Origin of the sequence: Vibrio sp. SCSIO 43135, from assembly GCF_023716665.1 — a bacterium.
Taxonomy (GTDB): Bacteria; Pseudomonadota; Gammaproteobacteria; order Enterobacterales; family Vibrionaceae; genus Vibrio; species Vibrio paucivorans.
This window is the reverse complement of the sequence record NZ_CP071859.1, coordinates 448364-471728: the sequence shown is the minus strand read 5'-3', so window position 1 is coordinate 471728 and position 23365 is coordinate 448364. Positions and strand designations below refer to the sequence as shown.

The window sequence follows — 23365 nt, the reverse complement described above, 5'->3', positions numbered from 1 at the left end:
GCGCTATAGACGCTCTTCCAGCCAAGGCTGAACAGATTGAATCGCATCTGGCAGAGCTGCAACATCAGTACCGCCCGCTTGCGCCATATCTGGGCGGCCACCGCCTTTACCGCCGACTTGCTCAGCAACCATCTTAACCAAGTCACCCGCTTTCACTTTACCAATTAGGTCTTTAGTTACACCGGCAATCAAGCCAATCTTGTCACCATTGATGTTGGCAAGAAGAATTACGCCGCTACCCACTTGATTCTTAATGTCATCAACCATAGTACGTAGGTTCTTGTTATCTGCACCTTCAAGAGCTGCAACCAACACTTTCGTACCATTGATTTCCTGAACTTTACCCAAGATGTTTGCACTCTCTGCTGCAGCCATCTTGTCTTTAAGTTTCTGAATTTCTTTCTCTAGCGATTTCGCTTTTTGCGCAGATTCAACAAGCTTTTCTTCGTACTTCGCTTGTTGTTGTTCAATAGCATCGAGCGCAGCTTCACCTGTTACAGCTTCAATACGACGAATACCTGCAGCAATACCACCTTCAGAAGTGATTTTGAACAGGCCAATGTCACCCGTGTTTGAAGCGTGGATGCCACCACAAAGCTCAGTTGAGAACTCGCCCATAGACAGCACGCGAACTTCATCATCGTATTTCTCACCGAATAGTGCCATTGCACCTTTCTGCTTAGCAGACTCGATGTCCATGATGTTAGTTTCAATCACGTGGTTGCGACGAACTTGAGCATTCACTAGGCGCTCAACTTCTTTCAGTTCCGCTGGCGTTACCGCTTCTAGGTTCGAGAAGTCAAAACGTAGGTTTTCTGGTTTAACAAGCGAACCTTTCTGAGCAACATGCTCACCAAGTACTTGGCGTAGAGCAGCGTGAAGTAAGTGCGTTGCAGAGTGGTTTAGAGAGATAGCAGCGCGACGCTCTGCATCTACAACCGCTTCAACTTCATCACCTTTAGCTAAAACACCTTCAGCTAGAACGCCGTGGTGCGCAATTGCGTTACCAAGCTTCTGAGTGTCTTCAACTTTGAATACACCAGATTCAGTTTTTAGTACACCCGCGTCACCACACTGACCACCTGACTCTGCATAGAATGGCGTTTCCCCAAGGATGATAATCGCTTTATCACCAGCAGATAGAGATTCAGCCGCTTCACCTTCTACAAAGATTTCCGCTACAGTGCTCTTGCCCTCTGTACCTGTGTAACCACAGAAATCAGAATCGACGTCAGATTTGATCGTCGCGTTGTAATCAGTACCGAATTGCCCAGCTTCACGAGCGCGTTGACGCTGCTCTTCCATCGCCTTTTCAAAGCCCGCTTCATCGATCGTAAACTCACGCTCACGCGCTACATCGTTAGTTAAGTCAGCAGGGAAGCCGTAAGTATCGTAAAGCTTGAAAACGGTTTCGCCGTCTAGCTCTTTACCTTCAAGTGCGTCCAGTGCTTCGTTAAGAATGACCATGCCACGCTCTAACGTACGGCCAAAGTTCTCTTCTTCAATACGAAGTACTTTTTCAACAACCGCTTGCTGCTTCTTGAGCTCCTCAGCAGCGCTGCCCATTACTTCAGCCAATACACCCACAAGTTTGTGAAAGAATACGCCTTGTGCACCTAGCTTGTTACCGTGGCGAACTGCACGACGGATAATACGACGAAGTACGTAACCACGACCTTCGTTTGAAGGCATAACGCCATCAGCAATTAGGAATGAACAAGAACGGATGTGGTCAGCAATAACGCGTAGAGACTGGTTTGATAGATCGTCGTGACCTACAACCTCAGCCGTCGCTTTAATTAGCTTTTGGAATACATCGATTTCGTAGTTTGAGTGAACGCCTTGCATGATTGCAGAGATCCGCTCGATACCCATACCTGTATCAACAGCAGGCTTAGGTAGTGGCTCCATCGTGCCATCAGCATGACGGTTGAACTGCATGAATACGTTGTTCCAGATCTCGATGAAGCGATCACCATCTTCTTCAGGCGTACCTGGGCGGCCACCCCAAATGTGCTCACCGTGATCGTAGAAGATTTCAGTACATGGGCCACAAGGACCTGTATCGCCCATTGTCCAGAAGTTATCTGATTCGAACTTCTTACCACCTTCTTTGTCGCCAATACGAACGATCTTGTCGGCAGGAACGCCAACTTTCTTGTTCCAGATCTCGAACGCTTCGTCATCGGTTTCGTATACTGTAACCAGTAATTTCTCTTCTGGTAGACCAAGTGTCTTAGTCAGGAACTCCCAAGCAAACGCAATTGCGTCTTCTTTGAAGTAATCACCGAAGCTGAAGTTACCAAGCATTTCAAAGAAAGTATGGTGGCGAGCAGTAAAACCAACATTCTCTAGATCGTTGTGTTTACCACCAGCACGTACACAGCGTTGAGCCGTAGTCGCTCGAGTGTAGGCACGTTTTTCGGCGCCTAAGAAGCAATCTTTAAATTGGTTCATACCTGCGTTAGTAAATAGCAGGGTTGGATCGTTATGTGGAACCAACGATGAACTGTCTACGATTTGGTGTCCTTTGCTCTCAAAGAACTTGAGGAACGCGTTACGAACCTCATCAGTGCTCATGTACATGCAGCTCTTCCTGAAAATAGTCGAGTTAGAATTTTGCTGTATTGTATACCCAAGCTACGGCTAGATGCTACCCGGATAAGCCGTATTGTTCAGGCAAAACTGCTTTTCTGAACGATTTACTGTAGAGCCTGCTTTTCAATATGAAGAGATTGGATTAAGTAGGAAGTGATTAGCTTTCGGTGTCATCACTTAGTGCATAGCTAATTTGATCAAAGCTATACCCTCGATATTGGAGGAACCGCACCTGTTTGGCGTATTCCTTTTGATCTTGCGCTTTAATGCCTTTGAATTTTTTCTCTGCCGCTGCTTTTGCTAACTCAAACCAATCTTGCGGCTCTTCAGAAAACGCTTCATCAATGGTCGACTCCGAAACGCGTTTTTGATTCAGCTCTTGGCGAATTCTTCGCTCACCGTGGCCTTTGTATACATGTTGTCGAATTTGGCTTTTTGCGTAACGCAAGTCATCTAAATAGTTATGGTCGGCGCAAAAGCGTAGTGCTTCTTCTATGGCATCGTCGTCATAACCCTTCAGTGCCAATTTTTGCTGTAATTCATATTCGCCATGATCTCGCCGGCTAAGAAGTTGTATTGCAGCTTCTTTGGATGACAATGTTGGTGGAGTATTTCGATAGTACATGATGTGACGCAATTTGCTTGGAAGATAGATACAGTAAAGCCCTGCAATGCAGGGCTTTCAACTCAGTCGTTATGAAACGAACAGATAAAGTCGAAGTTTAGAACTCTTCTTCTTTTGGCATCTCACCTGTTTCAGGCTCATCAGCAACCGCTGGCGTTAATAGCATCTCACGAAGTTTGCTATCAATCGTTTGTGCCACTTCTGGGTTCTCACGTAGGTATTTACCTGCGTTTGCTTTACCTTGACCGATCTTGTCACCATTGTAGCTGTACCAAGCACCTGCTTTTTCTACCAACTTGTGCTTAACACCTAAATCAATCAGCTCACCCTCGCGGTTAAAGCCTTGTCCATATAGGATCTGAGTTTCAGCTTGCTTAAATGGTGCCGCAATCTTGTTCTTCACAACCTTGATACGAGTTTCATTACCAACCACCTCATCACCTTCTTTGATAGAGCCTGTACGGCGGATATCTAGACGAACTGAAGCGTAGAATTTAAGTGCATTACCACCCGTGGTTGTTTCAGGGTTACCAAACATCACACCAATCTTCATACGAATTTGGTTGATGAAGATACACATACAGTTTGACTGCTTTAGATTACCTGTTAGCTTACGCATTGCTTGTGAAAGCATACGCGCTTGAAGACCCATGTGGCTATCACCCATTTCGCCTTCGATCTCTGCTTTAGGTGTTAGAGCCGCTACCGAGTCGACAACCATAACGTCAATCGCACCAGAGCGAGCCAATGCATCACAGATTTCTAGTGCTTGCTCACCAGTGTCTGGCTGAGAAACAAGAAGTGCATCAATATCCACGCCTAGCTTCTTCGCATAAATTGGGTCAAGTGCGTGCTCTGCATCGATAAATGCACACGTTTTGCCTGCGCGTTGAGCAGCAGCAATAAGCTCTAGAGTAAGTGTCGTTTTACCTGACGATTCTGGTCCGTAGATTTCACAAATACGGCCCATTGGCAAGCCACCAGCACCCAGTGCAATATCAAGAGAAAGTGAACCTGTTGAAATGGTTTCAACATCCATGGTGCGGTTATCACCAAGGCGCATGATTGAACCTTTACCGAATTGCTTTTCGATCTGACCTAAAGCTGCGGCCAGAGCCTTCTGTTTGTTCTCGTCCATCACTTTCTCCGATGTATTCATCTGCTTATCGATGAATGTCAATTATGTTCTTTGTACAAAGCTGCAATCTAGGCATGCAGTTTTGTCTTTAATTGGTTGTCATTATACTGTTGATTCATACAGTGTCTATACCTGTATAAACTTTTTTTGCCAAGAAGTGCTCACCCTCCAAAAAATGTGTTTGAAGTTATGAACTTGACGATAAGTGCTGAGAGAGCTGCTGCAAAGCATGGCGCACTGTCTGGGCTCGAACTTGTGCTCTGTCCCCTGGAAAACAGTACGTTTCAACCTTTAGCCACCCTTGGTTATCAGCCCAAGCAAAACACACTGTACCAACAGGCTTTTCTTCACTTCCACCACTTGGTCCAGCAATACCGCTGACCGCCACTGAAATCGTAGCATTGGAATGAAGCAAAGCTCCCTGTGCCATTTCTATTACGACCTTTTCACTAACAGCACCGACTTGCTCGAGTGTTGATTCCTTCACTCCGACCATATCTACTTTTGCTTGGTTACTGTAGGTGATGAACGCGCGGTCAAACCAAGCTGAGCTACCTGCAATATCGGTAACCGCTGTTGCAATACCGCCACCAGTACAAGACTCTGCGGTGGTGAGGACCTGTGATTTTTGAAGCAGCAACATGCCAAGTTCTTGGCTGAGTTGTGTATGTGATTCCATGTCTGAAAAACCTCTTTGAACCTTTTCGCGTGACAGTGATTCACGTATCCTAAGCCGCAATTGCAATAAACGAAAGATATTAGCCGTGAAAGCCGACCAAAAACACACTCCAATGATGCAGCAATACTTGAAGCTAAAAGCTGAAAACCCAGAAATATTGCTGTTCTATCGTATGGGGGATTTCTATGAGCTTTTCTACGATGACGCAAAACGAGCGTCCCAGTTACTTGATATCTCTTTAACCAAACGTGGTGCTTCAGCTGGCGAGCCTATTCCTATGGCCGGGGTCCCTTTCCATGCTGTCGAAGGTTATTTAGCTAAATTGGTTCAACTTGGGGAATCTGTCGCTATCTGCGAGCAGGTGGGCGATCCTGCTACCAGCAAAGGCCCTGTTGAACGAAAAGTCGTGCGTATTGTTACCCCTGGCACGGTGACTGATGAAGCGCTGCTGTCTGAGCGAGTCGATAACTTAATCGCTGCTATCTACCATCACCAAGGTAAGTTTGGTTACGCCACTCTCGACGTAACATCTGGCCGTTTCCAACTTACAGAGCCAGAAACAGAAGAAGCAATGGCGGCCGAGTTACAGCGCACAGCTCCACGCGAACTGCTTTTCCCGGAAGATTTTGAACCAGTACAACTAATGAATGGCCGAAGCGGCAATCGCCGCCGTCCAGTATGGGAATTCGAACTTGATACTGCTAAACAACAACTTAATCAGCAGTTTGGTACTAAAGACTTGGTCGGTTTTGGTGTCGAGCACGCGAAGCTAGGCTTATGTGCCGCTGGATGTTTGATCCAATATGTTAAAGATACTCAGCGAACCGCACTGCCTCATATTCGTTCGTTAACGTTCGATCGCCAAGATCACTCTGTCATTCTTGATGCCGCGACTCGCCGCAACCTAGAGATCACACAAAACTTGTCTGGTGGTAGTGACAACACGCTCGCCGAAGTGCTCGACAAGACAGCTACCGCAATGGGTAGCCGTATGCTAAAGCGCTGGCTCCATCAGCCAATGCGCTGCACAGACACGCTAAATCAACGACTCGATGCGATTTCAGAACTGAAAGACCAATCACTATTTGTTGAACTGCAGCCGGTACTTAAGCAAATTGGGGATATTGAACGCATACTCGCTCGATTAGCACTGCGCTCAGCAAGACCAAGAGATATGGCTCGTTTGCGCCAGGCCTTGCAACAACTGCCTGATCTTGAAACCACATTATCTAGCATTCAGCACCCGTATTTAACCAAGCTCGCCCAATATGCGGCACCAAATGAAGATGTATGTGAGTTACTCGAACGCGCTATTAAAGATAATCCGCCCGTTGTTATTCGTGATGGCGGCGTGATTGCAGAAGGTTACAACGCAGAACTTGATGAGTGGCGTAAACTGGCCGATGGCGCAACAGAGTACCTAGACAAACTGGAAGCGGATGAACGTGAGCACCACGGAATAGATTCTCTCAAAGTAGGCTATAACAATGTCCACGGGTTCTTCATTCAAGTCAGCCGTGGGCAAAGTCATCTCGTTCCGCCGCATTATGTGCGTCGTCAAACACTAAAAAATGCGGAACGCTACATCATTCCAGAGCTAAAAGAACATGAAGACAAAGTTCTCAACTCACGCTCAAAAGCGCTCGCACTAGAGAAGAAACTGTGGGATGAACTATTTGATTTACTGCTACCCAACCTTGAGAAGCTGCAAAACCTCGCCTCTGCTGTTTCTCAGCTAGATGTTCTACAAAACTTTGCAGAGCGTGCAGAAACATTGGACTACTGCCGTCCTCAGCTCGGTTCCACAGTAGGCATCCACATTCAAGCTGGCCGCCACCCAGTAGTAGAACAGGTCATGGATGAGCCATTTATTGCCAATCCAATTGAGCTTAATAGCCAAAGGAAAATGTTGATCATCACTGGTCCAAACATGGGGGGTAAGTCAACGTACATGCGTCAAACGGCCCTGATTGCACTAATGGCTCACATAGGCTGTTATGTTCCTGCAGAAGCGGCGACAATTGGTTCGGTTGATCGGATTTTCACTCGAATTGGTGCATCGGATGATTTAGCCTCTGGTCGCTCTACCTTTATGGTTGAAATGACTGAAACCGCGAATATCCTGCACAATGCTACCGAAAATAGCTTGGTTCTGATGGACGAGATCGGCCGAGGCACCAGCACCTATGATGGTCTTTCACTAGCTTGGGCAAGTGCAGAGTGGCTAGCAACCCAAATCGGTGCTATGACTTTATTCGCCACTCACTACTTTGAGCTTACAGAGTTGCCAAATCAGCTACCAAGCTTAGCAAATGTTCACCTAGATGCGGTTGAACATGGCGACAGCATTGCTTTCATGCATGCTGTTCAAGAAGGAGCGGCAAGTAAATCTTATGGTCTCGCGGTTGCGGGGCTTGCAGGTGTGCCGAAAACGGTTATCAAGAATGCACGAGGTAAGCTCACTCAGCTTGAGCAACTCAGCCAACAACCGAATGCGTCATCAACCAGTAGTAACGTTGATATTGCTAACCAACTGAGCTTGATTCCTGAACCAAGTGAAGTAGAAGAAGCCTTGGCGAATATCGACCCGGATGACCTCACTCCACGTCAGGCATTAGAAGAACTCTACCGACTAAAGAAACTGCTTTAGTCGCTCCTAATAAAACAAAATAGAAACAAAAAAGGTACTGAAATCAGTACCTTTTTTACTACCCTTTTCGCTTATTCATCTTCAACGCTGAACAGGTTTTCCATGTTCAAGCCTTGTTTGATCAAGATTTCTCTTAAGCGGCGTAAACCTTCCACTTGGATTTGACGTACACGCTCACGAGTTAGGTTGATTTCACGCCCTACTTCTTCAAGCGTTGAAGGCTCATAGCCCAGTAATCCAAAACGACGTGCTAGCACTTCTTTTTGTTTAGGGTTTAGTTCATCAAGCCAATGGATTAGGGAGTCTTTAATGTCATTGTCTTGAGTGGAAACCTCTGGGTCTGAGTTGTTGATATCTGGAATAATATCCAATAGCGCTTTTTCACCATCGCCACCAATTGGTGTATCCACAGAACTCACGCGCTCATTCAGTCGCAGCATTTTACTTACATCATCAACTGGTTTATCTAGCTTAGTTGCAATTTCTTCTGCGGTAGGCTCATGGTCAAGTTTTTGCGATAACTCACGTGCTGTACGCAGGTAGATATTCAGCTCTTTAACCACATGAATAGGTAGGCGAATAGTACGCGTTTGATTCATTAGTGCACGTTCGATGGTCTGTCTGATCCACCATGTTGCGTAGGTAGAGAATCGGAAACCTCTTTCTGGATCAAACTTTTCAACTGCGCGAATCAAGCCTAAGTTACCTTCTTCAATTAGATCAAGTAACGCAAGACCACGATTGCTGTAACGACGTGAGATTTTCACCACAAGACGAAGGTTACTCTCGATCATACGCTTACGTGCGGCTTCATCGCCTCGTAGCGCTCGACGAGCGTATAAGACTTCTTCTTCTGCGGTTAGGAGTGGAGAAAAACCGATTTCACCCAAATACAATTGAGTGGCATCAAGGCTTTTGGCGGAAACTTCAAACTCTTCTTTGCTTTCTTCAGCTGTAGAAGTTTTTGATGTAGTTTGGCTCTCTTCAGAACTGATATCCGTTTGTTCTAAATCGAACTCTTCGACTTTCGTTGCTGCATTGCTGATACTCATAGCGCCTCCCCCTGGCGAGCTAGCAAGACATTACTACTTCTTTAATGTCGCTATATTACCTTTACAAAGTAAATTTTATGGTAAGTAGCGTTTTGGATTCACCGACTTACCTTGGTAGCGAATTTCAAAGTGTAGACGAACACTGTTGGTTCCAGAACTGCCCATTGTTGCTATTTTTTGGCCGGCTTTTACACTTTGTCCTTCGTGTACGAGTAACCGATCATTATGAGCGTATGCACTTAAGTAGTTGTCGTTATGTTTTACAATCACAAGATTGCCGTAACCGCGTAGTGCATTTCCCGAATAAACGACGGTTCCTCCTGCTGTCGAAATGATGGACTGACCACGCTGTCCTGCGATGTCTATGCCCTTATTCCCTTGATCTCCAGCAGAAAAGTTTTTAATGACTCTCCCTTTCGTTGGCCACAACCACTTAGTAACTTTGGTATTACTAGCAGTGCTACTGCTTGTGGGTTTGTTAACATTTTGTTTACTTGTTGATTTAACATACTCCTTTGATTTCGATTGATCAACCTTCTTTGGTGGTTCTTTTTTCGCCACCGTTTGAGGTGGAGGAGTTTTCTTTGAAGCTGTTGTTTGAGTAGCGCTTTTACTTGGAGGTGGAGTTGTCGTCGCTGCTACTGCGGCTGGAGCCTCGCCCGCCCCTGTACCACCAAAGTTGGGAGCAACATAAGCGGGACGCCAAAGCATGAGCTTTTGTCCTGGTCGAATGGTATAAGGAGCAGATAAGTTGTTGTAACGTATTATCTCTTTTACATCTCTATCTGTGACATATGAAATAAAGTACAGCGTATCGCCTTTCTGAACTTCATAGTAGCTACCACGATAACTACCCCGTGACACCGAGTTATAATCTTTCTTTAAGCCTGAAGCCCCTTTAGTGACATTAGATACCGGCGCAGGCGTACTTGCAGCACACCCAATAAGCACGCTGAAAAACACCAAAACCAAAATACTTCTAATGACAACTTTCATTTCTACGCAAGTTCACCTGCGATAAGAGGTACAAACCGGACCATTTCGATTAACTCTGACTGGAAGCTATCTCCGTGCCGAGTCACTTTAATCAAACGTTGCTCATCTTCCCCAACAGGGATGACCATGACACCGTTATCACTCAACTGGTTCAACAGTTCTTGAGGAATTGACTCTGCAGCGGCGGTGACAATAATCGCATCAAAAGGGCCTTTCGACGCCCAGCCTTGCCAGCCATCACCATGTTTGGTCGATACGTTGTAAATATCTAACTGCTTTAAGCGGCGTTTCGCATCCCACTGCAGTGCTTTAATACGCTCTACAGAATAAACATGGTCCACTATTTGAGCGAGCACTGCAGTTTGGTATCCCGACCCAGTTCCAATTTCCAATACCTTACTGTCTCGTTTCAACCCAAGCAGCTCGGTCATCTTTGCCACAATATAGGGCTGAGAGATAGTCTGCCCTTGCCCGATTGGCAAAGCATTATTATCGTAAGCCTGATGCATCATCGCCTGAGAAACAAAGCTTTCTCTTGGTAGATGACGAATTGCATCAATCACTCGCGGATCTTGAATTCCACTCGCGACAAGAAACTCAATCAGCTTGTCGGCATGTGGGTTGGTCATAATGCAGTTCCCTTTAACCAATTATCAATCGTTCGCAACGCTTCGTGCGCTGTTAGGTCAACTTGAAGCGGTGTAATAGAAACAAACTTTTGCTCAACCGCGAAAAAGTCCGTACCTTCGCCAGCGTCTTGCTCCTTACCAGGAGGACCTAACCAATAGATATCGTGACCACGCGGGTCTTTTTGCTTAATCATATTTTCCGCATGGTGCCGAGCACCCAAACGGGTAATTTTACGTTCAAGGTATTCCGACTCATCAACATCTGGAATATTGATATTCAGCAAACGATTAGTCGGGATAGGCTGCACCATGTGCTGTTCCACAATAGAACGCGCAACTTTAGCGGCAGCAGTAAAGTTCACTTTCCCAACTAAAGAGAATGCGATCGATTGTACGCCGAGAAAGTGTCCCTCCATCGCAGCAGCCACTGTGCCAGAATACAGTACGTCATCACCAAGGTTTGCGCCATGATTAATACCAGACAGTACTAAGTCAGGTAAGTCATCTTTCATCAACTCATTCAACGCAAAGTGGACACAATCGGTTGGCGTTCCCTGAACTGAGTATATATGAGGTGCAATTTCAGCCACTCGAAGCGGCTGTTCTAACGTCAGAGAGTTAGACGCCCCCGAGCGATTTCTATCCGGTGCCACAATGGTGATGTCAGCAATATCTCTAAGCGCATCGGCTAATGCGTGAATACCTTGGGCATGCACACCATCATCATTGCTGAGTAATATTTTTAATTTCGACTGCATTTAGTACTCGCGTTCTACGGCTTTCTCTTCCACTAACTCTCGAACAATTGCGGTAGCAAAGCAACCTGCATCTAATGAGAAAGTGAGCGTGACCTGATCTTCACAGTTCTTCCAGCGAAGGTTTTGAGGCTTCAAAGCAATCGCTCGGCGATCGTGTCTCATTCGATTACCGCGAATTAACGCCATTAGATCAGGCTCATCATCTAGGTGAGGCTGCTCCAAATTCAACGCATCAGACTGTGTTGGAAGTGCATTGTCACCGGCCATTGCAGCTGTGATATCCACACCTCCCCGCTCAACAAGGCTTTGCAGCTCTTCTTGGTTGCCACTTTCAACAGTCAACTGTTGTTGATGCTTCAGTACGATGTCACCTTCAACAACTTGCTCAAACAATCCCTGCTCAATTCGTGCAGATACAATACGGTTAAAAATCCAAGAACGTGCTGCAGATAAATACAAACTACGCTTATTCTGATTGCGGGTACGAACATTGTCTCGTCCCCATCGGCGCGCTTCTTGTAAGTTATTACCATCATTACCAAAGCGTTGACTACCAAAATAGTTGGGTACACCTAACAGTGATACTTTTTCCAATCGAGCTAACACATCATCAACGTTGGTCACTTCTGACAACGTGATTTCAAATTCATTACCAACCAAGTCACCAGGACGTAGCTTTTTGTTGTGGCGAGCAGTATCCAGAATTTCAATCGAAGGGTACTGATTTAGGAATGCGCTGAAATCAGGAGCCCCCCCTTTTGGTAAATGTACACTTAACCATTGTTCCGTCACCGCATGGCGATCTTTTAACCCCGCCCAGCTAACATCTTTCGATTTGACGCCACACGCTTTCGCCAATTCATTCGCAACAAAACTGGTATTCTCTCCAGTTTTACGGATTCGCACCATTAGGTGCTCACCTTCACCGCTAAACTCAAAGCCTAAATCTTCATTTACTTTAAAATGTTCTGGCTTCGCTTTTAATTTTGCTTTTGCGGTTGGCTGACCAAGCAAGTAAGCCATTGGCGATAAAATGTCTGACATATCTGATTATTCCGTTGCCGTTACACGGCAATGAGTGGTGATGAGTAGGAGAAACCCTGCTCACTGAAAAAGTGTGTACGACCTAGCTTTAACAAACCTTGGTCGATTTCGTTTGGTATTGCTATTTATTAAGTAGCAGGACAACTGCCTCACATGCGATGCCCTCTTTTCGACCGGTAAAGCCTAAACGTTCAGTGGTCGTCGCTTTTACATTCACATTGCGAATATCGGTTTCGAGATCTTCAGCAATCGCAGCACACATAGCTTCAATGTGAGGTGCCATCTTAGGGGCTTGCGCCATGATTGTGACATCTGCATTACCAAGAATGTAACCGTGCTCTTTAACTCGGCGATATACATCTCTTAGTAAGTCGCGACTGTTAGCACCTTTCCATTTGTCATCAGTATCTGGGAAGTGCCTGCCTATGTCTCCTGCAGCAATTGCGCCAAGTAATGCATCACACAACGCGTGCAACGCAACATCACCATCCGAGTGAGCCACTAAACCTTGTTCGTAGGGAACAGCCACACCACCGATAATAACTGGGCCTTCACCACCAAATTTATGTACATCAAAACCGTGACCAATACGCATATTCTATTCCTTGTTTTGACCGTGATTATCTCGGTCATCAGCTAGAGGTGCTTGTCGACTGAGGTAGAAATCCGCTAAGTCCAAGTCTTCCGGCTGAGTAATTTTTAAGTTATCTGCTCTACCCGCTACCAATGCAGGTTGTTGTCCCAGCCACTCAAACGCTGAGGCTTCATCAGTAATAGTGACACCTTGCTGTAAAGCTTGCTCAAGTGCAGAACATAACTTTCGAGTTGGGAACATTTGCGGCGTTAAGGCATGCCATAGCGCCTCACGCTCAACGGTATGATCAATATTGTTTTCGTTATTTGATCGTTTCATCGTATCTCTGACTGGTGCAGCTAAAATAGCGCCTACCTCATGCTGATATGCACGTGTTACTAAAGCATCGATATCTTCTAAGTTTACACAAGGGCGAGCAGCATCGTGCACCATCACCCAATCACTACTCAGCTCGTTATTGATATACTGCAAGGCTGAAAGCACCGAATCTGCACGTTCTTTGCCACCAGAAACACGAATTACCTTAGGGTGCTTAGATATCGGCAGAGTGGGGAAGTAAGGGTCGCCATCAGTAATCGCAACGACCACCAGATCGACGTGTGAATGAGTAAGAAGCTTTTCGATAGTGTGCTCAAGAACCGATTTGCCTTGTAGCATGAGGTACTGTTTTGGCCTGTCGGCTTTCATACGGCTACCAACACCAGCAGCAGGGACGATAGCAACAATAGATTGAGATTCTGACATATTAGTTCGACTCTTCTCCAACCAAACGGTAGAAGGTCTCTCCTTCTTTCACCATCCCCAACTCATGACGAGCTCGCTCTTCAATGGCATCGAGCCCTTGGCGAAGATCGTCAATCTCGGCAAACATTTCTGCGTTGCGAGTTTGCAAATTACTGTTTACTTGGTGTTGAGCTTGAATATCACTGTTCACTGAGTTGAACTCAACTACTCCATTTTTGCCAAACCACAATGTGTACTGTAGCCAGCCAAATAGTAGCGTCAATGTAAGAACAAATATTCGCATAAGTCGTGATGTATTTGAGGAGAATATAGAAAGACCACATATATACCACAACCACGCATATCAAGCGAGATTGAGCGATGTGGTCTTACACAAATGGAAGTAGATTTAGCGTTAGCCTAACATTAGGAACGCAATCAAACCGAAACCTAATATTAGTCGGTAAATCACAAATGGTGTCATACCCATTCGAGTGATTAACTTCAGGAAAAAGTGAATACAGATATACGCACTAATAAAAGACGTAATAATACCCGTCACCAAAAAACCAACATGAATAGGTTCACCGCTAGTCACCAACTTCAAACCTAAATACCCACCAGCCAGCAGTATAATCGGGATTGACATCAGAAAGGAGAAACGTGCTGCTGCCTCACGAGTAAAGCCAAGGTACAGTGCCGCTGTAATGGTTGCGCCAGAGCGAGAGGTTCCTGGAATCATGGCCATCGCTTGAGCTAAGCCAATAAACAATGACTTTTTCCAATCGGCTTGATACTCATCACTGGCAAGCTTGGCATTCTTATCGACATACCAAAGCAACAAGCCAAACACGATTGTGGTCGTGGCAATAACCCACGCACTGCGCAAGTAAATCTCAATAATGTCTTTCATTAACAGGCCAAAGATACAGGCTGGAATCGTGGCTAATACGATCATCCAAGCCAGTTTAGACTCTTTGCTACGTTCACCTTTGAAGATAGAAGCAAAGAATGCTGTTAATAACGTCACGACCTCTTTACGGAAGTAGATAACCACCGCTGCCAGTGTGCCGACATGCACTGCTACATCAAAGGCTAAGCCTTGATCTTCCCAGCCTAAAATTGCTGACGGTAGAATTAAATGCGCAGAGCTCGAAATCGGTAAAAACTCAGTCAGGCCTTGGATCAAAGCCAAAATAAATGCTTCAAAGTAACTCATTAGATTCTCATCAAATATGGTGTTCGCTTGTTAGTTCAAACCACAATGAAATTGGCGTTAAAGAATCAAACTCTCCAAACTGATGCCAAATTTGAGCAATGGTTCGTCCATCTTGAGGCACGATCCTGTTAGGACATAACTCATAGAGAGGTTGAATCACAAACGGGTATTTAAAAATATCACTACGGGGTAGTTCTGGCTTTTCGCTAGACACTCGTTCCCCAAAAAGAAGAACGTCGAGATCCAAAGTGCGATCTTGAAACTTCTTTGCAAATTCACTACGCCCCCAGCGTAACTCAATATTACGTAAGGTCTGTGTAAATTGCGTGAATGACATAGAAGTCTCGAGTTCAATCACTAAATTATAAAATGGTGCACTATCAAAACCGACAGTAGGACACTCGTAAACGGTTGAAAGTTTCAAGTTATCTCCAATTTGAGATAACTCCGCTACCGCTGCTTCAACATGTTTTTCGCGATCTATATTGGTGCCAACACCAATATAAGCAGTGATCATTGCTGACCTCGCTCAATGACAACGCCCACTCCTTTCGCTTGTGGGACAGCACCAGGCTTAGTTAAGCGGATCTTTATCCATGGCACACTAAATCTCTGCATGATGATCTCTGCTACTTCTTCGGCAACTCGCTCCACTAGTAGGAAGCGCCCACCTTCAATATGATCGAGTACCGCTTGGCTTACCTGAGAGTAGTCTAATGCGTCTACCACATCATCGCTTTTCCCTGCAGGGCGGTTGTCATGCGCCATTTCAATATCGAGCACTAGCTTTTGCTTAATTTCCTGCTCCCAGTCGTATACACCGATCGTAGTGATCACTTCTAACTGTTCGATAAACACTTTATCCATGCTCGCGCCTTGTCCTTTCTAGAGGTCGGATACCCATTCGGGTGAAAAAAACTTACTATTCGCCTAACAAGCCAGTCTCCACATGCTGTGAACATTGAGGTAGTTTGGCTGTATGAATCGCGATATGATACCAATTACTTGCTGTTAGAGCACCCGTTTCAAGGACGTTACACTCATCATGACTCCACTCGCACTCATCACGATCATCGCTGCCTATTTGTTAGGTTCGATATCGAGTGCAGTTCTGATATGTCGCGTGCTCCGCCTTCCTGATCCTCGCGGAGTAGGTTCACATAACCCTGGAGCCACTAATGTACTGCGTATCGGTGGCAAGAAAGCAGCTGCTGCAGTGCTACTGTGTGACATGTTAAAAGGCACCATTCCTGTCTGGGGTGGGTATTTTCTACAAATTGACCCAATAATGCTTGGCGTAGTTGCCATCGCTGCCTGCCTTGGGCACATGTACCCTATTTTCTTTCACTTTAAAGGCGGCAAAGGTGTTGCTACAGCACTTGGTGCCATTGCACCAATTGGGCTTGGACTAACGAGTATCATCATGCTCACATGGTTAGCCGTTGCTTTGGTCTTCCGTTACTCTTCATTAGCAGCAATCGTCAGTGTACTACTTGCTCCTTTTTATACTTGGATTATCAAACCGCAATACACCTTGCCCGTGGCCATGCTGTGTTGTTTGATTGTGCTGAGACACCATCAAAACATTAAACGCTTATTTGATGGTACCGAACCAAAAGTCGGCGAGAAAAAAGATGGATTAAAAAAGGCCTCGTAAGAGGCCTTTTACTTATTACAATCCTTGCCAACATTAGTAAACAGTAGCAAAGAACTCTTGCAACATCTTGGTCACCAACTCTGGTTGTTCAAGGTTGCTAATATGGCCGGCTTTCGGGATTTGCACGAGTTGGCTTCCAGTAATGGCATCATTCATCAAATAAGACTCAAGCACTGGACGAGGTTTGTCCTCCTGTCCCACGGCAATTAAAACTGGCAACGCAAATTTTTCGCTCTCTTCCATTAAATCGCGACGACCAAACACCATTCGCCCGACTCGTGCTATCTCTTCAGCACGTTCGCCACTAACCTGAATTAGGCTGTTCGAAAATTTCTCAACTAACTCTGGCGTATCTTGCGCAGCATGTTGTGCAAAGAACAAAGGTACAACCGCATCAACAATAGTTTGAGGAAATTGCTTCGCCGCAGCAACCGCATCTAACATGCCAAAATACTTCTGATGGGTAACTTCTGGCTCTAGGCCAAGAAACGTATCCATTAGAACCAGTGATTTGACTCGTTGCGGCACTTGCAGGGCGACCTCACCTCCCCACATACCGCCAACAGAAAGGCCAACAATTGAAAACTTTTCAATGGATAAATGGTCCATCAACGCCACCATATGCGAAGCGTAGTCACGTAACGAACGAGTCGTAGCAGGTGCAGCCTCTGAACTCCCATGCGCCCATAAATCTGGCACAATACAGCGATAAGCTTGGCTCAACGCTTCAACTTGAGGTGCCCACATTGCGCTATCCCAAAGGTAACTGTGACCAAATAGCAGTACCGGGCCATCACCTTGATCAAGGTAATGCATTGTTTGACCGTCTATCGAAAATGTCTTTTTGATTGCATCCATTTTCTACTCTCTTTTTTCTATCCGTTGTTCTAGGGACTTACGTACCCTATATGACAAAAACGGCCGCGAGGGCGACCGTTTTCTAATGTATTCATCTCGTATTAAGCGATTGGCTTAAGTTGGTCGATAGGCCAACGAGGTGTTGCTTGAACTGAAAGATCAGCAACCTCACCATTTTTAAGACGCTGCATACCTGCATAAGCGATCATGGCACCGTTGTCGGTACAAAATTCAGTGCGTGGGTAATACACCTCACCACCAATCTTTTCCGCTAATTCTTCCAGCGATTTACGTAATTGCTTGTTGGCGCTCACGCCACCTGCGATCACGATACGTTTCATACCCGTTTGCTGCAATGCACGTTTACACTTAATGACCAATGTGTCACAGACCGCTTCTTGGAATGCATAGGCAATGTCCGCGCGTGTTTGATCATCGTTATCGTTCGCCGCAATGGTATTTGCAGTGAACGTCTTTAGACCAGAAAAGCTCATATCTAAACCAGGGCGGTCGGTCATCGGGCGCGGGAACTTAAACCTCCCAGGCGTGCCATTTTCAGCTAAGCGAGACAGTAACGGACCACCAGGGTAGTCAAGCCCCATTAACTTAGCCGTTTTATCAAAGGCTTCACCTGCGGCATCGTCAATCGACTCACCTAGGATCTTATACTCACCAATCCCTTTTACTTCTACCATCATGCTATGGCCACCAGAAACAAGCAGCGCCACAAATGGAAAAGGTGGTGGATTATCTTCCAGCATTGGCGCCAGTAGGTGCCCTTCCATATGATGGACAGGAACAGCGGGAACACCCCAAGCGTACGCAATACTGCGACCAATTGTCGCCCCAACTAATAAAGCCCCAACCAAACCAGGTCCTGCGGTATAAGCAATGCCATCAATATCTTTTGGCGTTAAGTTAGCATCTTTCAATGCTTCCTTAATAAGAGGAATGGTTTTCTTAACGTGGTCGCGAGAGGCCAGTTCTGGGACAACACCACCATAGTCAGCGTGTAATTTAACCTGACTATATAACTGATGTGAAAGGAGTCCTTTCTCATCATCGTAAATGGCGATACCCGTTTCATCACAAGAGGTTTCAATACCAATAATGCGCATATTTTTCTCGGTATGCTTCTATCTAGAATGGGAAATTGGCGCAATCTTACCTTGCCTTGCTCCATCAAACAAATTTTGTACAGTGGCTAAACAATAAAAGGCTTTACAAAGGCTGTGTGATCGGATTAAAATTCCGCACCATTTTTGATCAAGCTGGTTATAGACCGAACACAACACGTTCCGTCCACTGATACCAGCATTAACGAATAACCCCTGAGGTGAAAGGCATATGCCAGTAGTTAAAGTACGTGAAAACGAACCGTTCGACGTTGCACTACGTCGTTTCAAGCGCTCTTGCGAAAAAGCAGGTATCCTTTCTGAAGTGCGTCGTCGTGAGCACTATGAAAAACCAACTACAGTTCGCAAACGCGCTAAAGCAGCAGCTCAAAAGCGTCACGCTAAGAAGCTAGCTCGCGAAAACGCTCGTCGCGTTCGCCTGTACTAATAACTAGGTCCCAAAAGGATTCCAGTTATGGCTCTTATTGAACAACTCAAAGAAGAGCAAAAATTAGCGATGAAAGCCAAGGACAAATTGCGCCTTGGCACTATCCGTTTAGCTCTATCAGCCATTAAGCAACGTGAAGTTGACGAACAGATTACTCTGGGCGACGACGACATTCTAGCTGTGCTGACTAAGATGGTTAAACAACGTCGCGACTCTGTCGCTCAATTTGAATCAGCAGGTCGTCAAGATCTAGCAGATGCAGAGCAAGCAGAAATCGCTGTACTTGAGGACTTTATGCCTCAACCACTGAGCGAAGATGAAGTAGCAGCACTGATTGAAAGTGCAATAACAGAATCTGGCGCAGCGGGCATGCAAGACATGGGTAAAGTGATGGGCGTGCTTAAGCCTCAAATTCAAGGGCGCGCAGATATGGGTAAAGTAAGCGGTCTAGTTCGCGCTAAACTGGCTTAACCCAAACCCCATTTGCAACAAGCCGTGCTATCCTCTGGACGCACGGCTTGTTTGTATCTAACCTAATGTCGTTTCTTACTGTTAGTGCATTTTTCTAAGGTTTTATGGCAGGACACATTCCTCGAAGTTTCATTGATGACCTCCTTGCTCGGCTCGATATTGTCGATATCGTTGACGCACGCGTAAAACTTAAGAAAAAAGGCAAAAACTACGGCGCTTGTTGCCCATTCCACAACGAGAAAACCCCGTCTTTCAGCGTTAGCCAAGAAAAACAGTTCTACCACTGCTTTGGTTGTGGTGCTCACGGCAATGCCATCGACTTTATGATGGAATACGAGCGATTAGAGTTCGTTGAAGCCATTGAAGAACTCGCTTCTTTCCTTGGACTTGATGTCCCTAGAGAGCAGCGAAACGGGAGTTTCTCCAGCCAGCCTCGAGCCAACACAGAGCAAAAACGCAATCTGTACGATTTGATGGGTAGCATTGCTCAGTTCTACCGGAAACAGCTTAAGTCATCCAATAGCAAAGTCGCTATCGACTATTTGAAAGAACGCGGACTTTCCGGCGAAATTGTCCAAAAATTTGGCATTGGTTATGTTGCCGATGAGTGGGATTTAGTTCGTAAGAACTTTGGTCAGCAAAAAGACGCGCAAGATATGCTTGTCTCAGGTGGCATGCTGATCGAGAACGACAAAGGCAACCGCTACGACAGATTCCGCGGACGTGTGATGTTCCCAATTCGCGACCGTCGTGGCCGAGTGATTGGCTTTGGTGGACGAGTGTTAGGAGACGGGACGCCTAAGTATCTTAACTCACCTGAAACACCGATTTTCCATAAAGGCAAAGAACTATATGGCTTGTATGAAGTACTGCAAGCCTACCGAGAGCCACCGCAAGTTCTGGTGGTGGAAGGCTATATGGATGTGGTGGCACTCGCACAGTATGGGGTAGATTACTCAGTGGCATCACTGGGCACCTCTACTACCGGCGATCATGTGCAAATGCTATTTCGCCAAACGAACACTGTAGTGTGTTGTTACGATGGCGACCGCGCAGGTAAGGAAGCAGCATGGCGAGCCTTAGAGAACTCATTGGAGTACTTAAAGACAGGCAATACCCTTAAATTTTTATTCTTACCTGATGGTGAAGACCCCGACAGCTATATCCGCCAACACGGTAAAGATGCTTTTGAGCAATTGGTTAAAAACGCAACACCACTGTCGACCTACTTGTTTGAGAACCTTATTGAGTTGCACCAAATTAATTTGGGTACTAATGAAGGTAAATCGGCATTACGTGCGCACGCCAGTGCATTAATCAACAAAATTCCGGATAGCTATTTTCAAGAACTATTGGAAAAACTGCTGGATGAGCGTACCGGGTTTGATAACCAATTACGCAAGGCGCGCAAACATGTAAATGAAACGCGACCTCAACCACATAAAGAGATCAAGCGTACTCCGATGCGCGAAGTAATTGCTTTGCTTATCCAGAATCCGAGCTATGCTGATATGGTACCGGATCTCACCAGTGTGAGAGAGTTATCACTACCGGGATTAGGTTTATTGGTCGAAGTCCTTGATTATTGTCGAGCGCGTCCCCATATCAACACCGGCCAATTGCTAGAAAGCTGGCGAAATAGGCAAAATGAGGCACTTCTGTCTCGTCTTGCGAGCTGGGAGATCCCTCTCGATGAAGACAATCAAGAAGATATATTTTTAGACTCACTGGACAAAATTTTGGCCCAGTGCGTAGAAAAACAAATTGAAAACCTGCAGGCCAAAGCAAGAAGTATCGGTTTATCAGCCGAAGAGAAAAGGGAGCTGCTAGCCCTAATGCTAGATTTAAAAGCGTAACCCTGTTTGATTAGTCAGCAATGAATAAATTTGTTAATATTCGTGGTTTGCAATTCGCATACTAAATCCGTCACCAGATACGAAGTTGGATACCGTCTATGGATCAAAATCCGCAGTCACAGCTGAAACTACTTGTTATTAAAGGCAAAGAGCAAGGCTATCTGACCTACGCCGAAGTAAATGACCACCTACCTGCAGAAATCGTAGATTCTGAACAGGTAGAAGATATTATTCAGATGATTAACGACATGGGTATTAAGGTAGTAGAAACTGCACCTGATGCCGATGATCTAGCTCTGAACGATGACAACACCATCACAGATGAAGATGCTGCAGAAGCTGCGGCAGCTGCACTTTCAAGTGTAGAGAACGAGATTGGCCGTACAACAGACCCAGTTCGCATGTACATGCGTGAAATGGGTACTGTAGAGCTTCTAACTCGTGAAGGCGAAATCGACATCGCTAAACGTATTGAAGACGGCATCAACCAAGTTCAAAACGCGGTAGCGGAATACCCTGGCACTATCCCATACATTCTTGAGCAATTTGATAAAGTTCAAGCGGAAGAGCTACGCCTTACTGACCTAATTTCTGGTTTTGTAGACCCTAACGATGAAGAGACAGCAGCACCGACTGCCACCCACATCGGTTCGGAACTTGCAGAATCTGATCTAGAAGACGAAGACAAAGAAGACGCAGACGAAAGTGAAGATGACGAGGAAGAGGAAGAAGATACTGGTATCGATCCAGAACTTGCTCTTGAGAAGTTCACAGACCTGCGTAACTCTTACCAGAATCTTCAACTAGCGATTAACGAGCATGGCGCTGACAGCTCTAAAGCTTCTCAAGCAACGCAGTTGCTACAAGAGGTTTTTGCTGAATTCCGTCTAACGCCAAAACAATTTGATTACCTAGTTAATGAACTACGTACTTCAATGGATCGTGTGCGTACTCAAGAGCGTTTGATCATGCGTCAAACTGTTGAATACGGAAAGATGCCGAAGAAATCGTTCATCGCCCTATTCACCGGTAACGAATCTAGCGAAGCATGGTTAGATGAAGCGCTGGCTTCAGATAAACCATACGCTGAGAAAATTAAGCGCAGCGAAGATGACATTCGTCGTTCAATCCAAAAGCTGGATATGATCGAGAAAGAAACGTCACTGTCAGTGCAAAGCATCAAAGAAATCAGCCGTCGTATGTCTATCGGTGAAGCGAAAGCTCGCCGTGCGAAGAAAGAGATGGTTGAAGCGAACTTACGTCTAGTAATTTCTATCGCTAAGAAGTACACCAACCGTGGCCTACAGTTCTTGGATCTGATCCAGGAAGGTAACATCGGTCTGATGAAAGCGGTAGATAAGTTCGAATACCGTCGTGGTTACAAGTTCTCGACTTACGCAACATGGTGGATTCGTCAGGCAATCACTCGTTCAATCGCAGACCAAGCACGTACGATTCGTATTCCGGTACACATGATCGAAACGATCAACAAGCTAAACCGTATTTCTCGTCAAATGCTACAAGAAATGGGTCGCGAGCCATTACCGGAAGAATTGGCAGAGCGCATGCAAATGCCAGAAGACAAGATTCGTAAAGTACTGAAAATTGCTAAAGAGCCAATCTCAATGGAGACACCAATTGGTGACGACGAAGATTCGCATCTAGGTGATTTCATCGAGGATACAACACTTGAATTGCCGCTAGACTCAGCGACTTCAGGTAGCCTAAAAGTTGCAACGAAAGACGTACTTGCAGGCCTAACTCCTCGTGAAGCAAAAGTACTGCGTATGCGTTTCGGTATCGATATGAACACTGACCACACTCTAGAAGAGGTAGGTAAGCAGTTCGACGTAACTCGTGAGCGTATCCGTCAGATCGAAGCAAAAGCACTACGTAAACTACGTCACCCAAGCCGCTCAGAAACTCTGCGCAGCTTCCTAGACGAGTAATCGTAACGATTGTTTTGAAGTAATTGATGAAAAGGTGAGCAATAGCTCACCTTTTTTATCGTCAAATGATTTAAGTGGATAAAATCTAAGCGCATTTACCCTAGTTACTGGCTAGACAGCTAGATCCTCATCCCCTATAATCATTGCCCTACATGGCCCCTTAGCTCAGTGGTTAGAGCAGTCGACTCATAATCGATTGGTCCGCAGTTCAAGTCTGCGAGGGGCCACCACTTTCTCTTCGAGAAGTGCATAATAGAATTTAAAAAGGCCTGAGAGTGATTTCACTTCTCAGGCCTTTGCTATTC

Annotated in this window: 23 protein-coding genes and 1 tRNA gene; 7 read left to right on the top strand and 17 right to left on the bottom strand. The window is 45.6% G+C overall.

The window, feature by feature from the left end; genetic code table 11:
• Positions 1-3 precede the first annotated feature (3 nt).
• The 4 genes from alaS to pncC all read right to left on the bottom strand — a co-directional run bounded on the left by alaS (position 4) and on the right by pncC (position 5040).
• Positions 4-2586: an alanine--tRNA ligase gene (gene alaS, locus J4N42_RS02240; RefSeq protein ID WP_252029441.1), complete on the bottom strand. Its 2583-nt coding sequence runs from the start codon at positions 2584-2586 to the stop codon at positions 4-6.
• Between the two features lie 169 nt (positions 2587-2755).
• A complete protein-coding gene (gene recX, locus J4N42_RS02235; RefSeq protein WP_252029439.1) occupies positions 2756-3223 on the bottom strand; it encodes a recombination regulator RecX in 468 nt (155 codons plus the stop codon).
• Positions 3224-3320: 97 nt separating this feature from the next.
• A complete protein-coding gene (gene recA / locus J4N42_RS02230) occupies positions 3321-4361 on the bottom strand; it encodes a recombinase RecA (RefSeq protein ID WP_252030768.1) in 1041 nt (346 codons plus the stop codon).
• A 187-nt stretch (positions 4362-4548) separates the two neighbouring features.
• On the bottom strand, positions 4549-5040 hold the full coding sequence (pncC, locus tag J4N42_RS02225; RefSeq protein WP_252029437.1) for a nicotinamide-nucleotide amidase: 492 nt from the start codon (positions 5038-5040) through the stop codon (positions 4549-4551).
• An 85-nt stretch (positions 5041-5125) separates the two neighbouring features.
• On the opposite strand from pncC, the gene mutS reads away from it, so the two are divergent.
• Positions 5126-7690, top strand: coding sequence for a DNA mismatch repair protein MutS (gene mutS / locus J4N42_RS02220; protein ID WP_252029433.1), 2565 nt, complete (start codon positions 5126-5128; stop codon positions 7688-7690).
• A gap of 71 nt (positions 7691-7761) precedes the next feature.
• Here mutS and rpoS read toward each other — a convergent pair whose 3' ends face one another.
• From rpoS to folB, 11 genes are all read right to left on the bottom strand, one after another.
• Positions 7762-8742, bottom strand: a complete 981-nt coding sequence (gene rpoS / locus J4N42_RS02215) for an RNA polymerase sigma factor RpoS (protein ID WP_252029431.1) — start codon at positions 8740-8742, stop codon at positions 7762-7764.
• Positions 8743-8817: 75 nt separating this feature from the next.
• The gene (gene nlpD / locus J4N42_RS02210) at positions 8818-9738 is read right to left on the bottom strand and encodes a murein hydrolase activator NlpD (RefSeq protein WP_252029429.1); all 921 of its coding nucleotides are present in this window, start codon (positions 9736-9738) and stop codon (positions 8818-8820) included.
• 2 nt (positions 9739-9740) lie between these two features.
• Positions 9741-10367: a protein-L-isoaspartate(D-aspartate) O-methyltransferase gene (locus J4N42_RS02205; protein WP_252029427.1), complete on the bottom strand. Its 627-nt coding sequence runs from the start codon at positions 10365-10367 to the stop codon at positions 9741-9743.
• Positions 10364-11125: a 5'/3'-nucleotidase SurE gene (gene surE, locus J4N42_RS02200; protein WP_252029425.1), complete on the bottom strand. Its 762-nt coding sequence runs from the start codon at positions 11123-11125 to the stop codon at positions 10364-10366. Before surE ends, J4N42_RS02205 begins: the two co-directional genes overlap by 4 nt.
• A complete protein-coding gene (gene truD / locus J4N42_RS02195) occupies positions 11126-12169 on the bottom strand; it encodes a tRNA pseudouridine(13) synthase TruD (protein ID WP_252029423.1) in 1044 nt (347 codons plus the stop codon).
• Between the two features lie 121 nt (positions 12170-12290).
• The gene (ispF, locus tag J4N42_RS02190) at positions 12291-12764 is read right to left on the bottom strand and encodes a 2-C-methyl-D-erythritol 2,4-cyclodiphosphate synthase (RefSeq protein ID WP_252029420.1); all 474 of its coding nucleotides are present in this window, start codon (positions 12762-12764) and stop codon (positions 12291-12293) included.
• A gap of 3 nt (positions 12765-12767) precedes the next feature.
• The gene (gene ispD, locus J4N42_RS02185) at positions 12768-13508 is read right to left on the bottom strand and encodes a 2-C-methyl-D-erythritol 4-phosphate cytidylyltransferase (RefSeq protein ID WP_252029419.1); all 741 of its coding nucleotides are present in this window, start codon (positions 13506-13508) and stop codon (positions 12768-12770) included.
• A gap of 1 nt (position 13509) precedes the next feature.
• The gene (ftsB, locus tag J4N42_RS02180; RefSeq protein WP_252029417.1) at positions 13510-13791 is read right to left on the bottom strand and encodes a cell division protein FtsB; all 282 of its coding nucleotides are present in this window, start codon (positions 13789-13791) and stop codon (positions 13510-13512) included.
• A 111-nt stretch (positions 13792-13902) separates the two neighbouring features.
• Positions 13903-14706: an undecaprenyl-diphosphate phosphatase gene (locus J4N42_RS02175; RefSeq protein WP_252029415.1), complete on the bottom strand. Its 804-nt coding sequence runs from the start codon at positions 14704-14706 to the stop codon at positions 13903-13905.
• A 10-nt stretch (positions 14707-14716) separates the two neighbouring features.
• Positions 14717-15223 (bottom strand): 2-amino-4-hydroxy-6-hydroxymethyldihydropteridine diphosphokinase, encoded by a 507-nt coding sequence (gene folK, locus J4N42_RS02170; protein ID WP_252029413.1) that lies wholly within the window; start codon positions 15221-15223, stop codon positions 14717-14719.
• Complete coding sequence (folB, locus tag J4N42_RS02165; protein ID WP_252029410.1) at positions 15220-15573, bottom strand: bifunctional dihydroneopterin aldolase/7,8-dihydroneopterin epimerase; 354 nt, start codon at positions 15571-15573, stop codon at positions 15220-15222. Before folB ends, folK begins: the two co-directional genes overlap by 4 nt.
• A 178-nt stretch (positions 15574-15751) precedes the next feature.
• Here folB and plsY point away from each other — a divergent pair, with 178 nt between their 5' ends.
• Positions 15752-16363: a glycerol-3-phosphate 1-O-acyltransferase PlsY gene (plsY, locus tag J4N42_RS02160; RefSeq protein WP_252029408.1), complete on the top strand. Its 612-nt coding sequence runs from the start codon at positions 15752-15754 to the stop codon at positions 16361-16363.
• A 33-nt stretch (positions 16364-16396) separates the two neighbouring features.
• On the opposite strand, the gene J4N42_RS02155 is transcribed toward plsY, so the two are convergent.
• On the bottom strand, positions 16397-17221 hold the full coding sequence (locus J4N42_RS02155; RefSeq protein ID WP_252029406.1) for an alpha/beta fold hydrolase: 825 nt from the start codon (positions 17219-17221) through the stop codon (positions 16397-16399).
• A 101-nt stretch (positions 17222-17322) separates the two neighbouring features.
• Positions 17323-18339, bottom strand: a complete 1017-nt coding sequence (tsaD, locus tag J4N42_RS02150) for a tRNA (adenosine(37)-N6)-threonylcarbamoyltransferase complex transferase subunit TsaD (RefSeq protein ID WP_252029404.1) — start codon at positions 18337-18339, stop codon at positions 17323-17325.
• A gap of 229 nt (positions 18340-18568) precedes the next feature.
• Here tsaD and rpsU point away from each other — a divergent pair, with 229 nt between their 5' ends.
• The 5 genes from rpsU (at position 18569) to J4N42_RS02125 (ending at position 23290) form a co-directional block, all read left to right on the top strand.
• Positions 18569-18784, top strand: a complete 216-nt coding sequence (gene rpsU, locus J4N42_RS02145) for a 30S ribosomal protein S21 (RefSeq protein ID WP_001145625.1) — start codon at positions 18569-18571, stop codon at positions 18782-18784.
• Positions 18785-18811: 27 nt separating this feature from the next.
• The gene (locus J4N42_RS02140) at positions 18812-19255 is read left to right on the top strand and encodes a GatB/YqeY domain-containing protein (RefSeq protein WP_252029402.1); all 444 of its coding nucleotides are present in this window, start codon (positions 18812-18814) and stop codon (positions 19253-19255) included.
• 104 nt (positions 19256-19359) lie between these two features.
• The gene (gene dnaG, locus J4N42_RS02135) at positions 19360-21111 is read left to right on the top strand and encodes a DNA primase (RefSeq protein ID WP_252029400.1); all 1752 of its coding nucleotides are present in this window, start codon (positions 19360-19362) and stop codon (positions 21109-21111) included.
• A 98-nt stretch (positions 21112-21209) separates the two neighbouring features.
• Positions 21210-23060 (top strand): RNA polymerase sigma factor RpoD, encoded by a 1851-nt coding sequence (rpoD, locus tag J4N42_RS02130; RefSeq protein WP_252029398.1) that lies wholly within the window; start codon positions 21210-21212, stop codon positions 23058-23060.
• Between the two features lie 154 nt (positions 23061-23214).
• Positions 23215-23290: transfer RNA gene (locus tag J4N42_RS02125), tRNA-Ile, on the top strand.
• The last annotated feature ends 75 nt before the right edge of the window (positions 23291-23365 follow it).

Coding starts and splice junctions, on each gene's coding strand:
- alaS (WP_252029441.1), bottom strand. CDS start 2,586: ATGTACATGAGCACTGATGAGGTTCGTAACGCGTTCCTCAAGTTCTTT.
- ispF (WP_252029420.1), bottom strand. CDS start 12,764: ATGCGTATTGGTCACGGTTTTGATGTACATAAATTTGGTGGTGAAGGC.
- J4N42_RS02155 (WP_252029406.1), bottom strand. CDS start 17,221: ATGGATGCAATCAAAAAGACATTTTCGATAGACGGTCAAACAATGCAT.
- J4N42_RS02140 (WP_252029402.1), top strand. CDS start 18,812: ATGGCTCTTATTGAACAACTCAAAGAAGAGCAAAAATTAGCGATGAAA.
- ispD (WP_252029419.1), bottom strand. CDS start 13,508: ATGTCAGAATCTCAATCTATTGTTGCTATCGTCCCTGCTGCTGGTGTT.
- folB (WP_252029410.1), bottom strand. CDS start 15,573: ATGGATAAAGTGTTTATCGAACAGTTAGAAGTGATCACTACGATCGGT.
- ftsB (WP_252029417.1), bottom strand. CDS start 13,791: ATGCGAATATTTGTTCTTACATTGACGCTACTATTTGGCTGGCTACAG.
- rpoD (WP_252029398.1), top strand. CDS start 21,210: ATGGATCAAAATCCGCAGTCACAGCTGAAACTACTTGTTATTAAAGGC.
- folK (WP_252029413.1), bottom strand. CDS start 15,223: ATGATCACTGCTTATATTGGTGTTGGCACCAATATAGATCGCGAAAAA.
- rpoS (WP_252029431.1), bottom strand. CDS start 8,742: ATGAGTATCAGCAATGCAGCAACGAAAGTCGAAGAGTTCGATTTAGAA.
- recA (WP_252030768.1), bottom strand. CDS start 4,361: ATGGACGAGAACAAACAGAAGGCTCTGGCCGCAGCTTTAGGTCAGATC.
- dnaG (WP_252029400.1), top strand. CDS start 19,360: ATGGCAGGACACATTCCTCGAAGTTTCATTGATGACCTCCTTGCTCGG.
- surE (WP_252029425.1), bottom strand. CDS start 11,125: ATGCAGTCGAAATTAAAAATATTACTCAGCAATGATGATGGTGTGCAT.
- plsY (WP_252029408.1), top strand. CDS start 15,752: ATGACTCCACTCGCACTCATCACGATCATCGCTGCCTATTTGTTAGGT.
- nlpD (WP_252029429.1), bottom strand. CDS start 9,738: ATGAAAGTTGTCATTAGAAGTATTTTGGTTTTGGTGTTTTTCAGCGTG.
- rpsU (WP_001145625.1), top strand. CDS start 18,569: ATGCCAGTAGTTAAAGTACGTGAAAACGAACCGTTCGACGTTGCACTA.
- pncC (WP_252029437.1), bottom strand. CDS start 5,040: ATGGAATCACATACACAACTCAGCCAAGAACTTGGCATGTTGCTGCTT.
- recX (WP_252029439.1), bottom strand. CDS start 3,223: ATGTACTATCGAAATACTCCACCAACATTGTCATCCAAAGAAGCTGCA.
- J4N42_RS02205 (WP_252029427.1), bottom strand. CDS start 10,367: ATGACCAACCCACATGCCGACAAGCTGATTGAGTTTCTTGTCGCGAGT.
- tsaD (WP_252029404.1), bottom strand. CDS start 18,339: ATGCGCATTATTGGTATTGAAACCTCTTGTGATGAAACGGGTATCGCC.
- J4N42_RS02175 (WP_252029415.1), bottom strand. CDS start 14,706: ATGAGTTACTTTGAAGCATTTATTTTGGCTTTGATCCAAGGCCTGACT.
- truD (WP_252029423.1), bottom strand. CDS start 12,169: ATGTCAGACATTTTATCGCCAATGGCTTACTTGCTTGGTCAGCCAACC.